Annotated in this window: 18 protein-coding genes and 7 pseudogenes; 17 read left to right on the forward strand and 8 right to left on the reverse strand. The window is 57.5% G+C overall.

Translation table 11 applies throughout. The features are described from left to right. Positions 1-43: 43 nt before the first annotated feature. Positions 44-682, forward strand: coding sequence for a DUF1345 domain-containing protein (locus GHO32_RS11945; protein ID WP_123749092.1), 639 nt, complete (start codon positions 44-46; stop codon positions 680-682). Between the two features lie 80 nt (positions 683-762). On the opposite strand, the gene hppD is transcribed toward GHO32_RS11945, so the two are convergent. Beyond that, a complete protein-coding gene (gene hppD / locus GHO32_RS11950; RefSeq protein ID WP_048371743.1) occupies positions 763-1,839 on the reverse strand; it encodes a 4-hydroxyphenylpyruvate dioxygenase in 1,077 nt (358 codons plus the stop codon). 329 nt (positions 1,840-2,168) lie between these two features. Here hppD and GHO32_RS11955 point away from each other — a divergent pair, with 329 nt between their 5' ends. Then, the gene (locus GHO32_RS11955; RefSeq protein WP_153335909.1) at positions 2,169-3,725 is read left to right on the forward strand and encodes an EAL domain-containing protein; all 1,557 of its coding nucleotides are present in this window, start codon (positions 2,169-2,171) and stop codon (positions 3,723-3,725) included. Positions 3,726-3,944: 219 nt separating this feature from the next. Beyond that, positions 3,945-4,304, forward strand: coding sequence for a histone-like nucleoid-structuring protein, MvaT/MvaU family (locus GHO32_RS11960; protein WP_153335908.1), 360 nt, complete (start codon positions 3,945-3,947; stop codon positions 4,302-4,304). 299 nt (positions 4,305-4,603) lie between these two features. Here the strand turns inward: GHO32_RS11960 and GHO32_RS11965 are convergent. The 4 genes and pseudogenes from GHO32_RS11965 to GHO32_RS27205 form a co-directional block, all read right to left on the reverse strand. After that, a pseudogene (locus GHO32_RS11965) lies at positions 4,604-4,918 on the reverse strand (Tn3 family transposase); the annotation flags it as partial. 33 nt (positions 4,919-4,951) lie between these two features. Next, positions 4,952-5,214: pseudogene (locus GHO32_RS11970) on the reverse strand (Tn3 family transposase); the annotation flags it as partial. 20 nt (positions 5,215-5,234) lie between these two features. After that, positions 5,235-5,693 (reverse strand): methyl-accepting chemotaxis protein, encoded by a 459-nt coding sequence (locus tag GHO32_RS27200; protein ID WP_275941885.1) that lies wholly within the window; start codon positions 5,691-5,693, stop codon positions 5,235-5,237. 87 nt (positions 5,694-5,780) lie between these two features. Then, positions 5,781-6,545, reverse strand: a pseudogene (locus GHO32_RS27205) (PAS domain-containing protein); the annotation flags it as partial. Positions 6,546-6,768: 223 nt separating this feature from the next. Between GHO32_RS27205 and GHO32_RS11980 the strand changes: the two are divergent. Together GHO32_RS11980 and GHO32_RS11985 are read left to right on the forward strand one after the other, a co-directional pair. Next, positions 6,769-7,098: pseudogene (locus GHO32_RS11980) on the forward strand (Tn7-like element transposition protein TnsE); the annotation flags it as partial. 91 nt (positions 7,099-7,189) lie between these two features. Beyond that, positions 7,190-7,291: pseudogene (locus tag GHO32_RS11985) on the forward strand (ATP-binding protein); the annotation flags it as partial. Positions 7,292-7,581: 290 nt separating this feature from the next. On the opposite strand, the pseudogene GHO32_RS11990 reads toward GHO32_RS11985, so the two are convergent. Both GHO32_RS11990 and GHO32_RS11995 read right to left on the reverse strand, forming a co-directional pair. Continuing rightward, positions 7,582-7,734, reverse strand: a pseudogene (locus tag GHO32_RS11990) (transposase domain-containing protein); the annotation flags it as partial. Next, on the reverse strand, positions 7,691-7,954 hold the full coding sequence (locus tag GHO32_RS11995) for a transposase (RefSeq protein WP_001446199.1): 264 nt from the start codon (positions 7,952-7,954) through the stop codon (positions 7,691-7,693). The pseudogene GHO32_RS11990 and the gene GHO32_RS11995, both read right to left, overlap by 44 nt. Before the next feature lie 305 nt (positions 7,955-8,259). Between GHO32_RS11995 and GHO32_RS26640 the strand changes: the two genes are divergently transcribed. The 12 genes and pseudogenes from GHO32_RS26640 to GHO32_RS12065 form a co-directional block, all read left to right on the forward strand. Next, positions 8,260-8,541, forward strand: a complete 282-nt coding sequence (locus GHO32_RS26640) for a helix-turn-helix domain-containing protein (protein ID WP_016782886.1) — start codon at positions 8,260-8,262, stop codon at positions 8,539-8,541. Positions 8,542-8,575: 34 nt separating this feature from the next. Beyond that, the gene (gene hsp20, locus GHO32_RS12010; protein WP_034113504.1) at positions 8,576-9,145 is read left to right on the forward strand and encodes a small heat shock protein sHSP20; all 570 of its coding nucleotides are present in this window, start codon (positions 8,576-8,578) and stop codon (positions 9,143-9,145) included. A 105-nt stretch (positions 9,146-9,250) separates the two neighbouring features. Further along, positions 9,251-12,100, forward strand: a complete 2,850-nt coding sequence (clpK, locus tag GHO32_RS12015) for a heat shock survival AAA family ATPase ClpK (protein WP_095008723.1) — start codon at positions 9,251-9,253, stop codon at positions 12,098-12,100. 146 nt (positions 12,101-12,246) lie between these two features. After that, entirely contained in the window at positions 12,247-12,705 is a 459-nt protein-coding gene (hsp20-GI, locus tag GHO32_RS12020) for a small heat shock protein sHSP20-GI (protein ID WP_016782889.1), read from the forward strand. 21 nt (positions 12,706-12,726) lie between these two features. Next, complete coding sequence (gene yfdX1 / locus GHO32_RS12025; protein WP_016782890.1) at positions 12,727-13,635, forward strand: heat resistance protein YfdX1; 909 nt, start codon at positions 12,727-12,729, stop codon at positions 13,633-13,635. Between the two features lie 102 nt (positions 13,636-13,737). Beyond that, positions 13,738-14,625, forward strand: a complete 888-nt coding sequence (locus GHO32_RS12030) for a YfdX family protein (RefSeq protein WP_016782891.1) — start codon at positions 13,738-13,740, stop codon at positions 14,623-14,625. 85 nt (positions 14,626-14,710) lie between these two features. Further along, on the forward strand, positions 14,711-15,322 hold the full coding sequence (locus GHO32_RS12035) for an HdeD family acid-resistance protein (RefSeq protein WP_000993372.1): 612 nt from the start codon (positions 14,711-14,713) through the stop codon (positions 15,320-15,322). Positions 15,323-15,420: 98 nt separating this feature from the next. After that, positions 15,421-16,566 (forward strand): hypothetical protein, encoded by a 1,146-nt coding sequence (locus GHO32_RS12040; RefSeq protein ID WP_029611654.1) that lies wholly within the window; start codon positions 15,421-15,423, stop codon positions 16,564-16,566. Then, positions 16,556-16,996 (forward strand): heat resistance system thioredoxin Trx-GI, encoded by a 441-nt coding sequence (gene trx-GI, locus GHO32_RS12045; protein WP_000787151.1) that lies wholly within the window; start codon positions 16,556-16,558, stop codon positions 16,994-16,996. Before GHO32_RS12040 ends, trx-GI begins: the two co-directional genes overlap by 11 nt. A gap of 3 nt (positions 16,997-16,999) precedes the next feature. Next, a complete protein-coding gene (locus GHO32_RS12050) occupies positions 17,000-18,706 on the forward strand; it encodes a cation:proton antiporter (protein ID WP_016782893.1) in 1,707 nt (568 codons plus the stop codon). Beyond that, a complete protein-coding gene (locus GHO32_RS26850; RefSeq protein ID WP_194289292.1) occupies positions 18,703-19,731 on the forward strand; it encodes a sensor domain-containing diguanylate cyclase in 1,029 nt (342 codons plus the stop codon). Before GHO32_RS12050 ends, GHO32_RS26850 begins: the two co-directional genes overlap by 4 nt. Positions 19,732-19,742: 11 nt before the next feature. Further along, positions 19,743-19,928: pseudogene (locus GHO32_RS12065) on the forward strand (diguanylate cyclase); the annotation flags it as partial. A gap of 34 nt (positions 19,929-19,962) precedes the next feature. Here GHO32_RS12065 and GHO32_RS12070 read toward each other — a convergent pair. Continuing rightward, a partial coding sequence (locus tag GHO32_RS12070) for a Tn3 family transposase (protein WP_153442840.1) occupies positions 19,963-20,357 on the reverse strand: 395 nt, incomplete at its 5' end.

The raw sequence follows: 20,357 nt of genomic DNA on the forward strand, positions 1-20,357 counted from the left end.
TGCTAAGGTTCGGCAATGCCCAGTAACATGGATTGTATTGACGATGCCGCACCTTGCACGCACTCACCCTCGCCTGACCGCTGGCACCTTATTGGGGCTGGCGGTCGGCATCTTTAATCCCGCCACCTCGTTGACCACCAAGTTTCTGTTGGGCTGGAACGCCGGTGTCTGGCTGTACCTGCTACTGACCTTGTGGTTGATGCTTCGCTCCAAGGTGGCCGACGTTAAACGCACCGCAGAAATAGAAGACGAAAATGCCAGCATGGTGCTGTTCACCGTGAGCTTCGCGGCGGTTGTCAGCCTGGCGGCGATTACTCTCGAACTCACCGGCAACAGCCAACTGCGTCACTCCGAGCAGTTGTTGCACTACGCCTTTACCGGGCTGACCGTGGTGGGTTCATGGCTGATGATCGGGGTGATTTTCGGCCTGCACTATGCGCGGCTGTTTTATAACAATGAAGGGACGGAGCCAGCCTTGCGCTTCCCCGAAGGTGAATTGAACCCGGATTATTGGGACTTCATGTATTTCTCTTTCACCCTGAGCGTTGCGGTACAAACGTCAGACGTAGAAGTCGCTACCCGCGAGATGCGCAAAGCAGTGCTGGGCCATTCGCTGCTGGGGTTTTTGTTCAATACGGCAGTACTGGGGTTTTCGATCAACATTGCAGCGGGGCTGTTTTAACACCAACCGCCGAACGTACAGGAGCGAGCTTGTCTCGCGATCTTTAGCGTGTTTAAAAGATCGCGAGGCAAGCTCTTTACTTAGTTGGCTTCAAGCACGCCACGACGAATCTGGTCGCGCTCAATGGATTCGAACAGCGCCTTGAAGTTGCCCTCGCCAAAGCCATCATCGCCTTTGCGCTGGATAAACTCGAAGAACACCGGACCCATCAAGTTTTCCGAGAAGATTTGCAGTAACAGGCGCTTGTCACCTTCAACCGACGAGCCATCCAGCAGAATACCGCGCGACTGCAGCGCTTCGACCGACTCACCATGGTCAGGCAGACGACCTTCGAGCATTTCGTAGTAGGTGTCTGGCGGCGCGGTCATGAAGCGCATACCGATTTTTTTCAATGCGTCCCAGGTCTTGATCAAGTCATCGGTCAAGAAGGCCACGTGCTGGATGCCTTCACCATTGAACTGCATCAAGAACTCTTCGATCTGGCCAGAGCCTTTGGACGACTCTTCGTTCAAAGGAATACGGATCATGCCATCCGGTGCGGTCATGGCCTTGGAGGTCAAGCCGGTGTATTCGCCCTTAATGTCGAAGTAGCGAATTTCGCGGAAGTTGAACAGCTTCTCATAGAAGTTAGCCCAGTAAGCCATACGGCCGCGATACACGTTGTGGGTCAGGTGGTCGATGATCTTCAGCCCTGCTCCCACTGGATGACGCTCAACACCTTCAATAAACACGAAGTCGATGTCATAAATCGAACTGCCTTCGCCGTACCGGTCAATCAGGTACAACGGCGCACCGCCGATGCCTTTGATGGCAGGCAGGTTCAATTCCATCGGGCCGGTCGGGATTTCGATAGGTTGAGCGCCCAGCTCCAACGCGCGGTTATACGCTTTTTGCGCGTTGGCTACGCGAAACGCCATGCCACATACAGATGGCCCGTGCTCTGCGGCGAAGTAGGAAGCAACGCTGTGCGGCTCGTTATTGAGGATCAGGTTGATATGGCCCTGGCGATACAGGTGCACGTCTTTGGAACGATGGGTGGCCACTTTAGTGAAGCCCATGATTTCAAAGATAGGTTCGAGCGTATTGGCTACTGGCGCTGCGAATTCGATGAATTCAAAGCCCATCAGGCCCATTGGGTTTTCGTATAGATCGGCCATTTTGGCGCCTCATCAGAGTCATTTTTACAATTAACAGTAGGTTATTTGCCAAGAATGCTGAGGGACACAGGTGGCGCACAGGAGATCCCGCGTACACTGCGCGCCAGGAAATCTCCGTAGATCAGTTGAAACCCGAATATCTTCATTTAGCCATCTCTTACGCGGTGGTGACGCCTGATGACAGGGGTCATTATTCTTGTATGCGTAAGCGGATTCTACATGGCGTAATCATGTTTGTCTTACATCATGTGAAATGACCCTGAACCAATGCTAGGCTTTGTCTATTCATCTCACCTTGCCGCAGTCGCCATCAGTCCTCGGGATCTTGAATGCAATTAACGCTCAAACGGACCCGAAAATGGACCGATCGCTACGCGCTGGTCGTACTCAGCGCGTTACTGCCCATTGTCCTGGGTGTTTTTATCATTGTGTGGCAGGCCAGCAGGTCACTGGAATCAGAGGCCAGTGATACCGCTAAAGAGGCCGTTCGCCAATTCGATCTCATGCTGGACAATGCCAAGCTGGCCGCAGATGTTGTATCCCCTCTCGCAGGCCAGCCGTGCGAACAGGTTGAACTGGACCTTCGTGAACAGGTGACGCGCCGCCCTTTTGTCCGCTCAGTGAATCTGGTCTGGAATAACCAGATTTATTGCACATCCCTGTTTGGCAACTTTAAAGAACCGGTCAATGCGGCTGACTATAACAACGGCGTGTTGTGGCTCATGCCCGGCAATGCGGTTACTCCAGACCAGCCGCTACTGGTTTATCGCCGCGAAAAAGACCAGGCCGGCGCCATTGTCAGCCTCTATGGCCTGCACTTGATCAATGTCTTGAGTCTGATCAACCCGTACACGCAAATGATGTTTCAAGTGGGTAATAACTCCATCGACCGCTACGCAGTGGTGCGTAACACACCGTCTGCGCCTTATCCTGTCGCCTCTGTAAGCGTATCGTCTACGCAATATCCTTATCGCGTCACGGCAGGGTTTAGTGAAGGCACGTTGTGGCGTTTTATTAAAGCCCGGTACCTGGGCTTAGTGGCCCTTTTTATATTTTTGGGCTGCGTTTCCGGTGCGACCGTTGTCTGGCTGCAAAAGCGTTTGTCTTTATCCTCACCCACCCACGAACTGCAACGCGGGCTGGAAGCCGACGAGTTCATTCCTTACTTTCAGCCAGTGGTGCGCAGTGACACACAACAATGGGCCGGTGCCGAAGTCCTGATGCGCTGGCAACACCCAACTGAAGGGTTGGTGCGGCCTGATTTGTTTATTCCACTGGCGGAACACTCGGGTCTCATTGTGCCGATGACCCGTTCACTGTTTCGTCAAACTGCACAGCTACTGGCGCCTCACGCCAACAGCATGGTGCCGGGCTTTCACTTGGGCTTCAACATTAGCGCTCACCACTGTCACAGCCTTGAACTGATAGACGACTGCCGTGCGTTGCTTGAGGCATTCCCGCCGGGGCGCATTACGTTGGTACTGGAGTTGACTGAACGCGAGTTGATAATACCCAGCATGATCACTCACCAGTTGTTTGCTGAGCTGCGCGCGATGGGGATCATGATTGCGCTGGATGACTTTGGTACCGGGCACTCAAGTTTGAGCTACTTGCACGAATTCAACGTCGACTACTTGAAGATCGATCAAAGCTTTGTCGCCATGATCGGGGCAAATGCATTGTCCAGCCCGATCCTGGACAGCATCATTGACCTGAGTGCCAAGCTGAACCTCGGGCTGGTAGCTGAGGGGGTCGAAACTCAAGAGCAAAGTGAGTATCTCGCACTTAAAGGCGTAGAATTTTTGCAGGGCTATCTATATGCCCGTCCGTTAACCGCTGAGGATTTCATTAAGTCTTTAGTGGAGCACTATCGAGTGTCGGTTTAAAGGTGCGAGGCGTTTTAACAGCAAATGCGAATATCGGCTGGCGCACGGGAAAATGACAACTACAATTTCGAACAGATTGAAGTTTATTGACAGTCAATAACAAAGCCCTGCTGATTCGGCTGAACTGTTGACTGGGGTCTCTGTCTACCCCTTGCATGCCTCGCCTCATTAATTCACTTCGGCCCAGTCAATGCCGAAGCCATGACCGGAGTAATGACCTTGTCCAGACTTGCTGAATACCGTGCTGCCGAAAAAGCCCTTCAAGAACAAATGGCCCAGTTGGAAGCCCTGAAGAATGATGCCGGGCTTAAAAAAGAAATCGAGTTCGAACAGAAACTTAAGGCGCTGATGAGTTCCTACGGCAAAGGCCTTAGAGAGATTATTGCCATCCTGGATCCAAACCCCTCCGCTGCGCGCCAAACAGCAGCACCAAAACAGCGCAAGGCGCGTGTTTTGAAAGTGTATAAAAACCCGCACACCGGCGAATTGATTGAAACCAAAGGTGGTAATCACCGCGGTTTGAAGGCATGGAAAGAACAATACGGCGCAGCCACTGTTGAATCCTGGGTTCGCACTTAATGCTTTAGTAGTATTAAAAACCCTGCCTGGCAGGGTTTTTAATATCACTAAACCCAGACATAACTAACGTGACTTACAGACAGTGTGAGACCCGTGCAACACGCGCCGTTAAGCAAAATGTTAATAATCACTCACGATCAATTGTCACAATGATGACCCTCGCAGAAGGCACAATAAGCCCATTTCCCGAGAACGGAGTCTCCCCGGATGAAAGGCCAAATTAACCGATGCCCTTTCACAGTTTTTTCACACGATTCATCACAGGATGGGGTTGTACGCCGGAATCCCAGAAATTTCCGTCAGCCCAGCTCCAGTCCCGCCACGAGCGCATCCAGGTCGATGAACTTGCCGTCAGTCTGGAAGGTGTAATGCCCGTTCAGCAGGATGTGCCGCCAGGCCGCTGGCGACATCTGCGTGATCAACGCCAGCGCCTTGGCATTGCCAGCTGCCTCGTACTTCGTCAGCAGCAGGGACAGGATCGCCGAGTTGTAGAAGATGATCGCGTTGCCGATCAGCCTGGCGCACTGGTTGCTGATCTCGATTTCGATGTCGGTGCGGCCGGTCAATTCCTTCTTCCCACCGACTTGGGCGATGGTCGAGCGTAGCTGGTGATAGGGGAGCCCGCAGAATTCGGAAAAAATCGTACGCTAAGGTTTTCCGGGCAATCGTAGCGGCCTGAACTTCCCGATCTCCAGCCTGCGGCTCTGCCGCCAGACGTAATCGCCAGTCAGGTTGATGTGCTCCCAGCCCAGCGGCAATAGGTATTGCAGCAGCTCGCCGCCCACCGACTTGCCAGCCTCGACCAGCCCCAAGTGATGCACTCCAGATACATCGTGTTCCATAGCACGATGGCCGTCACCAAGTTTGGGCTTCTGGCTCTGTAGCGCTGCGGCTCGAAGTTCCGATCCTGATTTTGCCTAAAACTGGACACTAGCTATTGTCTTTGAACAACGTCGATACGGTACGGGCAACATGGTCTGCACCGTCACTGATTTCACGCATAATAGTTGTTACAGTTGCGATCTGATCGTTGTTTTCTTCGGCGCTTCTAGCGATGCTGTTCATATCTATATTCAGTTGCTGAGTAAGCTTTCCGTTAGCAGTTACCACATTCTGGATTTCCACGGTGGCACTGCTAGTTCGAGCTGCCAACTGACGAACCTCGTCGGCTACTACAGCAAAGCCTCGGCCCATTTCACCCGCTCGGGCAGCTTCAATTGCGGCGTTAAGTGCTAGTAAGTTAGTTTGTTCTGCCACGCCTTGGATGATGGTAACAATTTTCTCGATATCTTTAGCCTGAGCATTTAGCTGTGTAATCGAAATAACCGCACCGTTTATTAAATTAAATGTACCCTGAGATAGTTCAATTGAACTAGCAAGGGACTCCATGCCCCGCACGGAAATTTGAGATGTCTCCTCGGCGGTGGTGAAGGAAAGCTCTGCGGCCTGACGGATTTCATCAGCCTTATGCTTCTGCGAGCTGACGTCGGTGGCAAATTTTAACACTTTCACAACCTGGCCGGCTTCATCAATGACGGGGTTGTAGGTGGCCTCAAGATAGATGGTCTCTCCCGATGCGGTCTTGCGCTCAAATTGCCCGCTTAAAAAAGTTCCTCCCTTTAAACTCTGCCAAAAATTTGGATTTTCTTGATAAAAATTATCGAAACAGAACATTCGGTGGTGTCGACCCTTGATATCGCTGAGGCGATAACCCATAGCACGGAGGAAATTCTCATTTGCATGCAGGATGTCACCGTTAGGTGTGAACTCGATCTCCGCCATCGAGCGGGAGATGGCTGCATGGACGGCTCTTAGTGAGAGTAACTCGTTTTCTCTCTGAGTGACATCTGAGCCAATCTTAATGATTTCAATAACTTTTCCATCTTGATTTTGAACTGGAATATAAGTAGCCTCAATCAATACTAAGTTACCGTCTTTGCGCAGCCGCCTAAATAAACCTGATTGAAGATGGCCGTCAGCCAATTTCTGCCAGAAGCGCGAATAATCAGCTGTGTTAGCATAATTCTTTTCGCAGAAAATTCTGTGGTGCTGCCCTGCTATTTCTTCGAGTTTGTAACCAAGCATCTCTAGAAAGATATTGCTCGCATAGATTACGCTCCCGTCTGGCCTGAATCTGATTTCCGCGACATTTCGACTTATTGAATCAAGCTGCCGCTGTAGTTCTGAGAGCTTATTTTCTGTGTCCAGCAGTTGTTTGTTTTTATTGAAAAACATAATCATTACCTTTGTGCAAATAAAATAATACTTGGGGCCCAATTTATACTGTATCGGTTAGCGCAACCGCTTCTTGAGAGCATAGCTCTTTATAGTTGGAAAATTAGCGATTTGCAGCCATGTGTCATATTGAGCTATACCCCATTCGGACACCGACTACACAACCTAAGGGCTTGCAGGCTGTCAGCAGGGCTTATCGTACGATTTTTTCCGTTTTCTCTATGCCCCCCTGATTGATCACGAAAAATCACGCTGCTATCTGCTGGCAAGGTTCAAGCTGCAAAACGGCGATCAACGCTACCTTCTAGAAATAGATACCTCAGACAACCGGAAGACCATGTCAACGCGGATCATGGGCTTCAAAGCAGGTGTTGAGGCAGGAAAATGCATAGACAGGATCTTGAGGGAGACAGTGAAAGGCTCGTTGCGTTGGCCAGGCACCATGGCGAAGTACTGTGAGCCTTTGCACTCTGTGCATCACCCGAAAGAAAGCTCACCTGGGGCCAACCATGCCCGGGTGTTCGACTGGAAGCAGCGGATACGCGCGGCCCTAGGCTGATTGCAGAATACACCGCAGTTCGGCTGCGATACATCTTGTCGCGCACTGCGTGCAGCCTCCCCGAAACTGCCCGGAGCCGTGCCAAGGCGATATAGGCCCCTTGGGAGTCGGCAAGACGCATCTGGCCATCGCACTGCGCTATCGGGCGGCGCAGTGCGGCATCAAGACCCGCTTCATCACTGCGGCCGACCTTGGTGCTGCAACTGGGCGCGGACCAGCGTAACCGTCCGGGCATCCCGGCTGGCTTGACCCCGCCAAGCTAAGAGATGGTGGCAGTTCGTGGATGCCGTTTCCCGGGTGCACGCGATCCGAGACCACGCGATCAAGCAGGAAAACGAGCACCTGGGCTTGCCTGACTGACCGCAGGCCGGCGACGACAAGGTGGAAAAGTTCGGCGTGTGGCTCTGGCGGCAACGATCCCGCGAAGGGCGGACGGTGCTTGAGCTGTTGAACGTAAGCGTGCGGGCAAACCGTCTTGCGCGACTATGCCGGATGCCACCTATGCGGCAGCAGCTCTGCAATCTCACTCGCCCGCTGCGTCGGCAACCGTGTCAGCACATCCTTGAGATAGGCATACGGATCGTGCCCATTATTACGGGCCGACTGGATCAAACTCATGATCGCAGCAGCGCACTTGAGCATGCGATCCCGCGCCGAGCATTTGAGAAGGCAACGGGATGAACGCTGGCTGGATAGCCGTGGTTTTCTGGGTATGCAGCCGAATCCATTTGTGGACGAGGTTGGCATTGAGGCTGTAGCCCAAGGCGATGTTTGCGATGGAGGCACCGGGTTCAGAACACTCCTGAATGACCTGGGCCTTGAAAGATTTGCTGTAGGTACGGCGCTGAGGGGGCATGGAAAATCCGCTTGATGGGCCATGGCCTTCGGCGGCGGTGTCGGGAAGGTGTGTTGGCCGGACGGATACTGTTGAACTACGCTGTCTGGGGCAACGGAAGTGTTTCGGCCCGACTCTGGAACGCGATCCGCAGCGACGACTGGGCAATTCCGCACGTTGGCCTGAGCAGTTGACCTGCATCAATGGGGCGGGAGATCGCTGTACATTGACTCTTGAAGTTTGTCCTGGTAAGCGCAATATCTTGCAAAGTCTTGCAAGGATTTCCTTGGCCGGAACCGCAAAGCGACGCGATTGGAGAGGGTGAGATGAAAGCGCACCTACAGGTGATTTTCACGCTCGATGAATTGGCTGCGTACTTGAAAGTCGGCAAGCGGACGCTTTATCGGCTCGCCGCGCACGGGGAAATTCCGGCTTTCAAGGTGGGCGGGACGTGGCGGTTTCGTCAAAGTGAAATCGATCAGTGGATCAATGATCAGACCCGAGCCGGAGCAAAGAAGGAGGTGATGCGCAAGCGTGAACAGCAGAAGTCATCCGAGCAGCCCGTGTCGCCTGGGCGCACTGCCCGTCGCAGCAGGCAAAGGGCTTGAGTAACTCGTTTTTCAATTTTTCTGGAGGTATGACATGGACATCGATTTCAAGAAGTTGGCTCCCTGGAACTGGTTCAAGAACGAGCAGCAAGAGCAGCAGACCGCCTCTTCCCTGCCGGTGCAGCGCAATGACCTGCCAGCGGCGAGCGGGCCAGTCAGCCCGATCCTGCAACTGCATCGCGAGATCGACCGGCTGTTCGATGACGCGTTCCGGGGCTTCGGTTTTCCGGCGCTGGCCATGCCGCGGCTGCCATCCGATTGGTCGGGCATGCTGAAGCCGGCCCTGGACATCCAGGAAACCGACAAGCAGTACAAGATTGCCCTGGAAGTGCCCGGTGTCGAGGAAAAGGACATCCAGATCACCCTCGACAACGACGTGCTGGTGGTGCGTGGCGAGAAGCGCCAGGAACAGGAGAAGAAGGAAGGTGGCTTCCACCGTGTGGAGCGCACCTACGGCAGCTTTCACCGCGCCTTGAACCTGCCTGACGACGCCGATCAGGATTCGATCAAGGCATCGTTCAAGAACGGGGTGCTCACGGTCACGATCGACAAGCGCGAGGTCAGCGCGCCGAAGCAGGGACGTTCGATCCCGATCAACAGCTGACGTCGCCGGCTCGTTCGTCACAAGAAAAACCCGGTACGAGACGAGGTGTCGCGGCTCGCGATGCCTCGTCGCCTCAACCTTGTCAACCTTCTCAGGAGCATCAGCATGACCAGAAAACAATGCCAGGTCTGCGGCCAACCCGCCACCGTGCGGGTGGAAGCCAATCTCGACGGGCGTCACAGCACCATGCTGTTGTGCGACGACCATTACCGCCAACTGGTGCGCCAGCAAAAGCGCACCGTCTCGCCGCTGGAAGCCTTGTTCGGCTCGCGCAGCGGCCTGTTCGAGGACTTCCTCGGCAGTGACTTCTTCCGCATCGGCGACGACGCGACGCCCTTTGCCGCCGATACCGATGACGTGGTCGATGCCGTGTTTGGCGAACCCGCCGCCGCAGGTTCGGGTGCACCGCGCCGGCGCGGCAGTGGGCTGGCCAGCCGCATCAGCGAACAGTCGGAAGCCCTGCTGCAAGAGGCCGCCAAACACGCTGCCGAATTTGGCCGCTCCGAGGTGGATACCGAACATCTGCTGCTGGCGCTGGCCGACAGCGACGTGGTCAAGACCATCCTGGGTCAGTTCAAAATCAAGGTCGATGACCTCAAGCGGCAGATCGAGTCCGAGGCCAAGCGCGGGGACAAGCCGTTCGAGGGCGAGATCGGCGTGTCGCCGCGCGTGAAGGATGCGCTCAGCCGCGCCTTCGTGGCCTCCAATGAACTCGGCCATTCCTATGTCGGTCCGGAGCATTTCCTGATCGGTCTGACCGAGGAAGGCGAAGGGCTGGCCGCCAACCTGCTACGCCGCTACGGCCTGACGCCGCAGGCGCTGCGCCAACAGGTCAGCAAGGTGGTCGGCAAAGGCGCCGAGGATGGCCGCGCCGAGACGCCGACCAACACGCCAGAACTCGACAAGTATTCGCGCGACCTCACCAAGATGGCGCGCGAGGGCAAGCTCGATCCGGTCATCGGCCGTGCGCAGGAGATCGAGACCACCATCGAGGTGCTGGCCCGGCGCAAGAAAAACAACCCGGTGTTGATCGGTGAGCCCGGCGTCGGCAAGACCGCCATTGTCGAAGGACTGGCGCAGCGGATGGTCGCCGGCGAAGTGCCCGAGACGCTGCGCGACAAGCGTCTGGTGGAACTCAACATCAACGCCATGGTGGCCGGCGCCAAGTATCGCGGCGAGTTCGAGGAGCGCGTGCAGAAGGTGCTCAAGGAAGTGACCGAGCACCAGGGCGAGATGATTCTCTTCATCGATGAAGTGCACACCATCGTCGGTGCCGGCCAGGGTGGCGGCGAAGGCGGGCTGGACGTGGCCAACGTGTTCAAGCCGATGATGGCGCGCGGCGAGCTGAACCTGATCGGCGCCACCACGCTCAACGAGTATCAGAAGTACATCGAGAAGGACGCCGCGCTGGAGCGTCGTTTCCAGCCGGTGATGGTGCCCGAGCCGACGGTAGCGCAGACCATGATGATCCTGCGCGGCCTGCGCGACACCTTCGAGGCGCACCACAAGGTCAGCATCACCGAGGATGCGATCATCGCCGCCGCCGAGTTGTCGGACCGCTACATCACCGCGCGCTTTTTGCCTGACAAGGCCATCGACCTGCTTGACCAGGCGGCCGCACGCGTGAAGCTGTCGGCCACGGCTCGCCCAGTGGCCGTACAAGAGCTGGAGTCCGAACTGCACCAGTTGCGGCGTGAGCAGGACTACATGGCCTCGCGCAAGCAGTACGACAAGGCCGCCGAGCTGGGCAAGCGCATCGAGGCAAAAGAGGCCGAACTCAAGAAGCTCATCGAAGATTGGGAGCGCGAGCGCGCCTCGGGCAGCGCCGAAGTCAAGGCCGAGCATGTCGCGCAGATCGTCTCGCGCCTGACCGGCATTCCGGTCAACGAGCTGACGGTGGAAGAACGCGAGAAGCTGTTGCATCTGGAACAGCGGCTGCACGAGCGCCTGGTGGGCCAGGACGAAGCGGTGCGCGCGGTGGCCGATGCCGTGCGGTTGTCGCGCGCGGGGCTGCGCGAAGGCGGCAAGCCGGTGGCGACTTTTCTGTTCCTCGGGCCGACCGGCGTGGGCAAGACCGAGCTCGCCAAGGCGCTGGCCGAGTCCATCTATGGCGATGAAGGTGCGCTGCTGCGCATCGACATGTCCGAGTACGGGGAACGCCATACCGTGGCACGCCTGGTGGGCGCGCCTCCGGGTTATGTGGGCTATGACGAGGGCGGCCAGCTCACCGAGAAGGTGCGTCGCAAGCCCTACAGCGTGTTGCTGCTGGACGAGATCGAGAAGGCTCACCCCGACGTCTACAACATCCTGCTGCAGGTGTTCGACGACGGGCGGCTCACCGACGGCAAGGGCCGGGTGGTGGATTTCACCAATACCATCATCATCGCCACCTCGAACTTGGGCTCGGACATCATCCAGCGTCGGCTGAAGGCCCGTAGCGCCGCCGGCGAGGAATACGAGAAGACCAAGTCCGAGGTGATGGACGTGCTGCGCGGACACTTCCGCCCCGAGTTCATCAACCGCATCGACGAGATCATCGTCTTCCATGCGCTGGGCAAGGAGGAGATCCGCCATATCGTCGGCCTGCAGCTCGATCGTGTGGCCCGCAACGCCGCCAGCCAGGGCGTGACGCTGACCTTCGATCAGACCTTGATCGACCACTTCGCGGAGGAAGGCTACAAGCCCGAGTTCGGTGCGCGTGAACTCAAGCGCCTGATCCGCAGCGAGCTGGAAACCGCGCTGGCACGCGAGATGCTCGGCGGCGGAATCGGCAAGGGCGATCACGCCAGCGCACGCTGGGACGACAAGGCCGAACGGGTGGTCTTCGAGCGCCAGGAGCCACCCGCAAAGCCGGCCGAGCCTGAGAAGCCCGATGTCGCGAACGTGGCCGAGACGCCGCCGAGCGACGCGAGCAAGCCTGCGCGCAAGAAAAAGTCAGCGGGCGGCGAATCTTGAGTCATGGGGAGGCTGTCGTGATCCTTCAATTGACCCAAGGACTTGTTCTTGATGGAAACGAAAAGTAGCAGGCGCTATTCAGAGTGCGCCGGCGGCTCTGTTCGGTGCGTCATCCAATTCGCCGGCATTGTTCAAGGAGAACCGATATGTCTGCATTGACTCCGTGGGACCCCTTCCGGGAACTGGATGAATTGCAAAACCGCCTGGCGACGATGTTGGGACGGCCCCCCCAGCGACAGGGCGCCCGTACCGGCAACGAAGCCATGACCACGGCGGACTGGGCACCAATGGTGGACATCAGCGAGGATGAGAACGCATTCCTCCTCAAACTGGATCTGCCGGAGGTCCCCAAGGATGCCGTGCGCGTCAGCGCGGAAAACGGCGTACTCACCATCAGCGGCGAGCGCAAACTGGAAAAAGAGGAGCAGGGCAAGAAATTCCACCGCATCGAACGTGCGTATGGCCGCTTTGTGCGCAGCTTTGTCTTACCTGACAACGTTGATCCGACCAAGGTGACGGCTTCGATGAAAGACGGCGTGCTGGAAGTGCGGCTTGTCAAGGCCGAGCAAGCCAAGCCGAAGCAGATTGAAATTTCAGTCAATTAACTTCAATTGGAGTCCAACATCATGAATATCAAACAGCCCCAATACATCCGTTCCGCACTTGCCCTGGCGGTCTGCATCGGACTGAGTGGACCGGTTTTGGCCCAATCGGCGGCAAGTCCAAGCGCTGCAGCGCCCTCTGTCGCACCCAAGGCGGCGCAGCCACAAGTAGACGACAAGGCCGCCCAGGAAGCCGAAAAAAAGCGTTCCGAGCTCACTCAGGACGCCATCACGGCGCTCACCAAGACCCAGGAGGCTTTGACCCTCCTTGATGCAAATAAGACCAAGGAGGCGCTCGCTGCGCTGGAACTGGCCACCGGAAAGCTGGAACTGGTATTGGCACGCGACGCCAAACTTGCTTTGGCGCCGGTCGATGTACGCGTCATCACCCATGATATCCACGCCAACGTGGAATCGGTAAAGAAAGCGGTCAAGTTGTCTCGGGAGTTGTTGGGTGATGGCGAGGTGCAAAAGGCCCGGCCCATCGTTGCCAATCTGGCCAGCGAAATCGTGATCGAAACCGACAACCTGCCCATGGCAACGTACCCGGCAGCGATCAAGTCGGCTGCACGGCTCGTCGACAGCGGCAAGATCGACGAAGCCAAAGCAGAGCTCGCCCGAGCACTGAACACGCTGGTGGTCATCCAAGTTGTACTCCCTCTGCCCGTGCTACGGGCCGAGGCCGCGATAGCAAAAGCTGAAAAGCTGGCCGAGACTGACAAGCGCGATGCCAAGCAGAACGAGGAGCTCAGCACCTTGCTGTCGTCCGTGCGCACGGAGATCGAGCTGGCGCAAATCCTGGGTTATGGCAAGAAGGAGGACTTCAAACCCATCTTCGATCAGGTGAAGTCCATTGAGCAAAAGTCGGCTGGTGGCAAAAGCGGCAATGGATGGTTCGACGAGTTGAAGACGCGCATCCAAAAGCTGTTTTGAGGTGATGAAGGGGCCGACTGCTCCATCGGTCAGTCTCGCGATATTCGCAGTCGGCCCCAATAGATTCCCCTATTTTCACTATCTCATACGAGGCATATCACCATGAATGAGCAAACATCGAATCCCAACGCGATCAACGAAGGCACGAACGAACAGGCCGCGGTAAGCAGCCTTCCTGCCAGACCAGAGCCCAAGCCTGAAGTCGTCACGGAGGTACAGCCTGAGGTTCAGAAGGAAACGGACTCGCAAGCGGCAGACAAACGTAAACAAGTCCTCGATGAGGCCGTCTCGGCCTTGGCGCTGACCAAATCAGCGCTGGCGGCCCTGGACGAAAAAGAATCCGCGCGAGCACTGGCAACGCTGGCCGAAGTGACGGGAAAGCTGGAGCTGATCGTTGCACGCGAACCCACGCTCGCCCTGGCCCCCGTTGATGTGCGCACCATCGTGCACGACTTGTTCGCCAACACGGAAACCGTTGAGGCGATGACTGACGAGGCGCTGGATGCCCTCAAACATGGCGAGGTGCAACGCGCTCGTCGCGTGTTGGCATTGCTGGCCAGCGAAATCGTGATTGCGGTCACCAACATCCCTCTGGCGACTTACCCGGCAGCCGTGAAATCCGTCGTGCCGCTGATCGATCAGGGCAAGATCGAAGAGGCCAAGGCCGCGCTGCAGTTGGCGCTCGGCACGCTCGTCGAGACACTCAGCGTCATCCCGCTGCCCATCCTGCGCGCCAAACTGCTCGTCAAGCGCGCCGAGACCTTGACAGAAGATGGCCAGCGCAGCGAGGCGTCCGGTGAACGCCTGCAGGACTTGTTAAACGAAGCCCGGCAGCAGTTGGAAATGGCAGAACTGCTGGGCTATGGTAAAAAGAAGGACTTTGAGCCCCTGTACTCTGAACTCAAGAAAGTCAAGGAAAAGACGGCCGGAGGCGGGAGCGGAAAAGGCTGGCTCGATGAAATCAAGGCGAGACTGTCAAAGCTGTTCTAAAACCGCAAGAGAGGGGCGAATAGCCCCTCTCTTCGCCATGAAGGCTTGATTTTCCTGATCTCATGATCCATCAAGGAGATATCGCATGAATGCAAATACCATCGCCGATTCGAATGCGGATAACCCTGCCGATGCCGTGTGTTCACTGACCCAAAATTGGTGGTTGTTTGCGCTGCGCGGCATATTCGCGTTGATTTTTGCAGTCCTCGCATTCTGGATGCCACACTCGGCTTTGTTCGCCATGACGATAGTGTTCGGCGCATTTTCTTTGGTCAATGGTGCGTTCAACCTGGTTGCAGCGGTGCGGCAAATGCGGCAAAAGCAGCGCTGGGGCTGGCTGTTGTTCAGCGGCATCGTCGGCATACTCACCGGTGTCGTTGTGGTAGTTGCCCCTCTGGCTGCCACTTTGGCGTTGGCCTATTTCTTGTGGGTAAGCGTGGCATTCTGGGCAATTTTCACCGGTATGCTGGAGATATCCGCCGCCGTTCGTCTGCGCCGGGAAATCAAGGGCGAGATCTGGCTTGCCCTCAGCGGGCTGCTTTCCGTGCTCCTCGGTGCGATCATCCTATGGATGTTTTTTACCCGCCCGATCGAATCATTTCTGGCCGCGGGCTGGGTATTGGGTTTCCATGCTGCGATCTTCGGTATGACTCTTTTGCTTCTTAGTTGGCGTTTGCGCAAAGCGCGTCAGCGGTAAGGGCGTGAAAAACCAAACCGTAAGATCATCTTTGAAAATCAACATATCCAATCACCCGGGTCCACTCACCTGGGCGGACAACCCTAAAGGGCTTGAGCATGCGTATACAATATAGCTATCGACTCGTCGAAAAAGAATTTCATGAACCTTGGCGAATGTCTGTAGAAAAAGCGGTTGAACCCGCTCTCAAGCCGCTGATCGAAAAGCGCTCCGAAGATTCGGTACGTCTTCAAATCGTCCTCGAACGCGCGAAAAAAGGATCTCGCTTAACGGCCAGTGGCCACATGCACTTGCCGGGCAAAAAAATCGTCAGCGTCACTGCATCGCATAACGATCTGACGCCTCTCGCGCACATGCTAGCGCAGGCGTTGTTCCGGCAGGCCAAGAAGCACTTTGATCGGCTGAGCGCTCAGGATCAAATCAAGCGTAAGGCGCGTCGTGAACGCTTGCGCGAGCTCAAGGCGCGGATCGACACTCAACCTGCCTCTGTCGTCCAGCAAGCACGCGGGATAATCGAGACGCTGCTGCCGAAGGTTGAGGCCGTTGCGCAACGCGAGTTGGCTTATCTGCATGCCGCCGGTGATTTGCCTCGCGATTATCCGACGCTGCACGACGTGGTGGACGAAGCGATTGCTCTGGCTGAATCGGTATGGACATCCGTTCCAGAAGAAAATGCCGCTTACCTCGATCTTTTGAAGCATCTTTTTGCCGTCATTGATCGCGAAGTGGCAAACAGCCGGCAATATGGCGAGGCCGTTTCGCTGGATGCGCCGGTCGAAGCGGATGCGCAGGACATGGCGGAGGCCATGGTAGAGGAAGAGTTCTACGAGTTTTATCAGCCTGATGACGCACTCAGCCTGGCCGACGTCATGGCTGATAGTCGGCTTCCCGACCCAGCAGCAATCGCCGAACAGGAGGAAATTGGTGACAGATCGAGCGAATTCGCATTTGCATTCGACCTGATGAAGGGTATGCCGCACTTGTGGCGCCGCATTTTTCTGCTTATCCGGGTGGATGGGCTGGATGCAGGCTGCGCTGCTGAAATCCTGCGGATGCCTAATAAGATAGATGCTGTCAGAGCGGGGCTCATTCAAGCCGAAGCCTTCATTGCGGCTCACGTGGAAGATGCCGGCGTGAGCGAAGACGGGAACGATTGGATCAAAGGCGTAAATTGGTCGGCGATGTCGGTGATCCGAAGCGAGGCAACCTCACCGCAGTCCAAGGAAGCGAACCATGAAAAATGAACTCCACATCGTCTGCCCACATTGCCAGTCCATCAACAGCGTGCCGGCCGCCAAGCTCGCGGATCGTCCCAACTGCGGCCGCTGCCAGCAGCCCTTGTTCACCGGCGAGCCCATCGAGTTGACGACGGCGACGTTCTCGCGCCACGTGGAGCGCAGCGATCTGCCGCTGCTGGTCGATTTCTGGGCGCCCTGGTGCGGGCCGTGCAAGATGATGGCGCCGCAGTTTCAACAAGCCGCGCGCCAGCTCGAACCCGGGATCAGGCTGGCAAAGGTGAACACCGAGGCTGAGCCCCACCTGGCCGCGCAGTTCGGTATCCGCAGCATTCCGACGCTCGCCCTGTTCCAGGGCGGACGTGAGATCGCCCGCCAGGCAGGCGCCATGGGCTCGCAGGACATCGTGCGCTGGGCCTCTGCACAGGTGGGACGCTGACCGATGCAGGATTTGCTCGGCACTACCCTGATCCTGCTGGCGGCGTGCAGCCTCGCGGTGGTGGCGACGGCGGCGTTCAGAGTACCCGCCTTGCTGGGTTACCTCGCCGTCGGCGCCTTGCTGGGCCCCTCGGTCAGCGGTGTGATCGCGCCGGGAGAGGCGTTGACTTTCATATCCGAACTGGGTGTGGCCCTGCTGCTGTTCATGGTCGGACTGGAATTCTCGCTGGGGCACTTCTGGCTCACTCGCAAGACCGTACTGGCGTCCGGCAGCTTGCAGATGGTCGTCGTGGCCGCGCCACTGACCCTGGTGCTGATCGGGTTGGGTCAGCCAGCTCAGAGCGCTGCACTGCTCGGCGCCGCAGCGGCCATGTCGTCCACGGCGCTGGTCAGCCGACAGCTGGCCGACCAAGGCGAGCTCACCACCCGCCACGGCCGCAGTGCCATCGCCGTGCTGGTCTTTCAGGACCTGGCCAGCGTGCCCCTGCTGGCCCTGCTGGCGATCTGGGCGCGCGGCGACTCGCCGAAGATCGAGAGCGTGCTGCTCGAAGTGTTGGGCGTGCTGGTGTTGTTCGCGGCAGCGGCGGTTGCCTCGCGTCGTCTGTTGCATGGCCTGCTGGGCTGGGTGGCGCGGCAGGGCCACGAAGAATCCTTCGTGCTGGTCTCCTTGTGCGTGGTCGTGGCGGCAGCCGCTGCTGCACACGCCGTCGGCGTATCCGCCGCCCTGGGGGCCTTTCTCGCCGGCATGGTCCTGGGCGAGAGCGACTTCCGGCACCACATGGAAAGCCACCTCAAGCCCTTTCGTGATGTGCTGTCGGGCCTGTTCTTCGTGACCATTGGCCTGCAGCTGGACACCGCGCAGATCGTGGCCGCACCGCTGGCGGTACTGGGTTGGCTGTTGGCCTTGGTGCCTCTCAAGATGGGGCTGAACTTTCTGGCGCTGCGCGCAACCCGCCTGTCGGCGCTCGACGCCTGGCGCGCAGGCATCGTGCTGGGTCATGGCGGCGAGTTTGCGCTGCTGCTCCTGGGCATGGTCATGCAGCAGCACCTGATCGCCGCCACCATGGTGCAACCGATGCTGGTGGCGCTGGTGTTGAGCATGGGGTTGGCACCGCTCCTGATCCGACACCATGACCGATGGGCGCGGGCTTTCAGCCGCTCGGGCGCACTCGGTCAGCCACCGCAGGCCGAAGAAGGCGAAGTCGCCGAGCGGGCGCGGTCGTTGCGCGACCATGTGATCATCTGTGGGGCGGATGACGTCGGGCTGCTGCTGAGCCGAACGCTGCGCCTGGCAGGCATACCGCATTTGCTGCTGGAATCGGACCGCCAACGGGTCGAAGCGGGGCGTGCGATGGGGGCGCCGGTGTCGTATGGCGATGCCAGTCGGCTCGACACCCTGGCCGCCGCCGGATTGGCCCATGCCCGCCTGGTGGTGCTGACGTTTGCCCGTCCGCAGACGGCCCTGCGTATCGCTCAGGCGGTTCTCGACCGCCGCCTGAGCTTGTCCGTGGTGGTGGCCACTGAGCGCGTAACGGATGCCCAGCTTTTGCGTAATCTGCCCAATGTCAGACTGTACCCGTTGTACCTGGCTGCGGGACTGGGACTGGCCGAGCAGGTACTGTTGATGTTGGGCATCAACGCCGACCAAGTCGACCACCGGATCGAGGAATTACGGCAGGCACTCAGTCAGTCAGGCGGGGATAGACCATGAACGGGCCGACCATCTGGCTGATGGTGTCGCTACTTGCCAATGTTGGCATGGCGGTTGCGTTATGGCGTTTTGCTCGTACCAATCGCCACAGGCGTGACGAGCTGAAGCATCGCCAACAAGCGAAAATCGACGACAACGAACGGATCGCCATCGCCCTGGAAGGCGCAGAGTTGGGATTCTGGGAGTGGGATCTTGCCACCGACAGCTTCAGGCTTTCTGCCCGCAGTCTGGCGATGTTCGGCTTGACCTCCGACGAGGAGATTGGCGCCACCCATGCCGCATGGCAAGCGCGTATTCATCCGGAGGATTTACCGGTCGTTCTGGCAAAGGTGCGCGCTTACCAAGAAAATCCGTCGGAGCGATTGGAGTGCGAGTACCGCGTTCGTCATCGATCCGGCGTTTGGATTTGGGTGCTGGATCGCGGTCGTTGGCTGGGTGACACGGGCAGGCAATTGATGGTGGGCTCTCTGCTCGACATCTCTTCTCGCAAGGAAATGGAGCAGCGGTTGCTGCGCATGGCGATCACCGACCCCTTGACCGGCTTGTCGAACCGGCGGGCTTTTAACGAACGATTACAGCTGGAATGGGCGCGCCTCAAACGCAGCCCGGAGATACAAGCAGCACTTGTGCTCTGCGATATCGATCACTTCAAGCGCATCAATGATACCTATGGGCACGGATGCGGCGATGAGGTGCTCAAGCACTTTGCTTCACGGTTGAGGGAACATGTTCGCGCAACCGACATGGCTGCACGGATTGGGGGGGAGGAATTCGCTGTGTTGTTGGAAGCGGCATCGATAGAAGACGCCCAAGTATGGGCGGAGCGATTTCGTCAGGACGTTGCGGCGACAGCGCTGGTGTGTGGAGAGGTGTCGATCAGCTATAGCGCCAGCATGGGGGTGGCTCCCCTCGACGTCCGCTTAAACTCTTCCGAGCAGGTGATGCAGCAGGCGGACAGCGCGCTCTACCAGGCAAAAAGACAAGGGCGCAACCAAGTTGTGGGTGCACAAGTATTTCAGAATTGAGAGGAGTGGCGATGAAGGAAAAGCAAGCAGACCCGATCAAAACATTTCGCGCCCAATGGGCAGTGATGACGTTCTACGAGCGCTTCGAACAGGTGATCGCGCTCGCGCTGTCCGCAATCATTGCCGTGATTATCGTGGTCTCGCTGCTGCAGCTGATCTCGATCGTCTTCAGCCTGCTGATCATTGATGCGTTCAATACGGGGTTGTACGCCGGAATCCCAGAAATTTCCGTCAGCCCAGCTCCAGTCCCGCCACGAGCGCATCCAGGTCGATGAACTTGCCGTCAGTCTGGAAGGTGTAATGCCCGTTCAGCAGGATGTGCCGCCAGGCCGCTGGCGACATCTGCGTGATCAACGCCAGCGCCTTGGCATTGCCAGCTGCCTCGTACTTCGTCAGCAGCAGGGACAGGATCGCCGAGTTGTAGAAGATGATCGCGTTGCCGATCAGCCTGGCGCACTGGTTGCTGATCTCGATTTCGATGTCGGTGCGGCCGGTCAATTCCTTCTTCCCACCGACTTGGGCGATGGTCGAGCGTAGCTGGTGATAGGACTCAATGCGGTTCTGCGAGCGGTGAACATTACGCTCCAGTTGCGGGTCGCGCAGGTAGCGCAGTGTGTAGATACTGC

Source organism: Pseudomonas sp. FSL R10-2189 (assembly GCF_009600325.1).
Taxonomy (GTDB): Bacteria; Pseudomonadota; Gammaproteobacteria; order Pseudomonadales; family Pseudomonadaceae; genus Aquipseudomonas; species Aquipseudomonas helleri.

What these genes read in the sequence shown, in the direction of transcription:
- hppD (WP_048371743.1), bottom strand. Translation starts at nt 1,839, where the DNA reads ATGGCCGATCTATACGAAAACCCAATGGGCCTGATGGGCTTTGAATTC.
- GHO32_RS12050 (WP_016782893.1), top strand. Translation starts at nt 17,000, where the DNA reads ATGCAGGATTTGCTCGGCACTACCCTGATCCTGCTGGCGGCGTGCAGC.
- yfdX1 (WP_016782890.1), top strand. Translation starts at nt 12,727, where the DNA reads ATGAATATCAAACAGCCCCAATACATCCGTTCCGCACTTGCCCTGGCG.
- GHO32_RS12030 (WP_016782891.1), top strand. Translation starts at nt 13,738, where the DNA reads ATGAATGAGCAAACATCGAATCCCAACGCGATCAACGAAGGCACGAAC.
- hsp20-GI (WP_016782889.1), top strand. Translation starts at nt 12,247, where the DNA reads ATGTCTGCATTGACTCCGTGGGACCCCTTCCGGGAACTGGATGAATTG.
- GHO32_RS26850 (WP_194289292.1), top strand. Translation starts at nt 18,703, where the DNA reads ATGAACGGGCCGACCATCTGGCTGATGGTGTCGCTACTTGCCAATGTT.
- hsp20 (WP_034113504.1), top strand. Translation starts at nt 8,576, where the DNA reads ATGGACATCGATTTCAAGAAGTTGGCTCCCTGGAACTGGTTCAAGAAC.
- clpK (WP_095008723.1), top strand. Translation starts at nt 9,251, where the DNA reads ATGACCAGAAAACAATGCCAGGTCTGCGGCCAACCCGCCACCGTGCGG.
- GHO32_RS11955 (WP_153335909.1), top strand. Translation starts at nt 2,169, where the DNA reads ATGCAATTAACGCTCAAACGGACCCGAAAATGGACCGATCGCTACGCG.
- GHO32_RS27200 (WP_275941885.1), bottom strand. Translation starts at nt 5,693, where the DNA reads ATGGAGTCCCTTGCTAGTTCAATTGAACTATCTCAGGGTACATTTAAT.
- trx-GI (WP_000787151.1), top strand. Translation starts at nt 16,556, where the DNA reads ATGAAAAATGAACTCCACATCGTCTGCCCACATTGCCAGTCCATCAAC.
- GHO32_RS11945 (WP_123749092.1), top strand. Translation starts at nt 44, where the DNA reads ATGCCGCACCTTGCACGCACTCACCCTCGCCTGACCGCTGGCACCTTA.
- GHO32_RS26640 (WP_016782886.1), top strand. Translation starts at nt 8,260, where the DNA reads ATGAAAGCGCACCTACAGGTGATTTTCACGCTCGATGAATTGGCTGCG.
- GHO32_RS12040 (WP_029611654.1), top strand. Translation starts at nt 15,421, where the DNA reads ATGCGTATACAATATAGCTATCGACTCGTCGAAAAAGAATTTCATGAA.
- GHO32_RS12035 (WP_000993372.1), top strand. Translation starts at nt 14,711, where the DNA reads ATGAATGCAAATACCATCGCCGATTCGAATGCGGATAACCCTGCCGAT.
- GHO32_RS11995 (WP_001446199.1), bottom strand. Translation starts at nt 7,954, where the DNA reads ATGCCCCCTCAGCGCCGTACCTACAGCAAATCTTTCAAGGCCCAGGTC.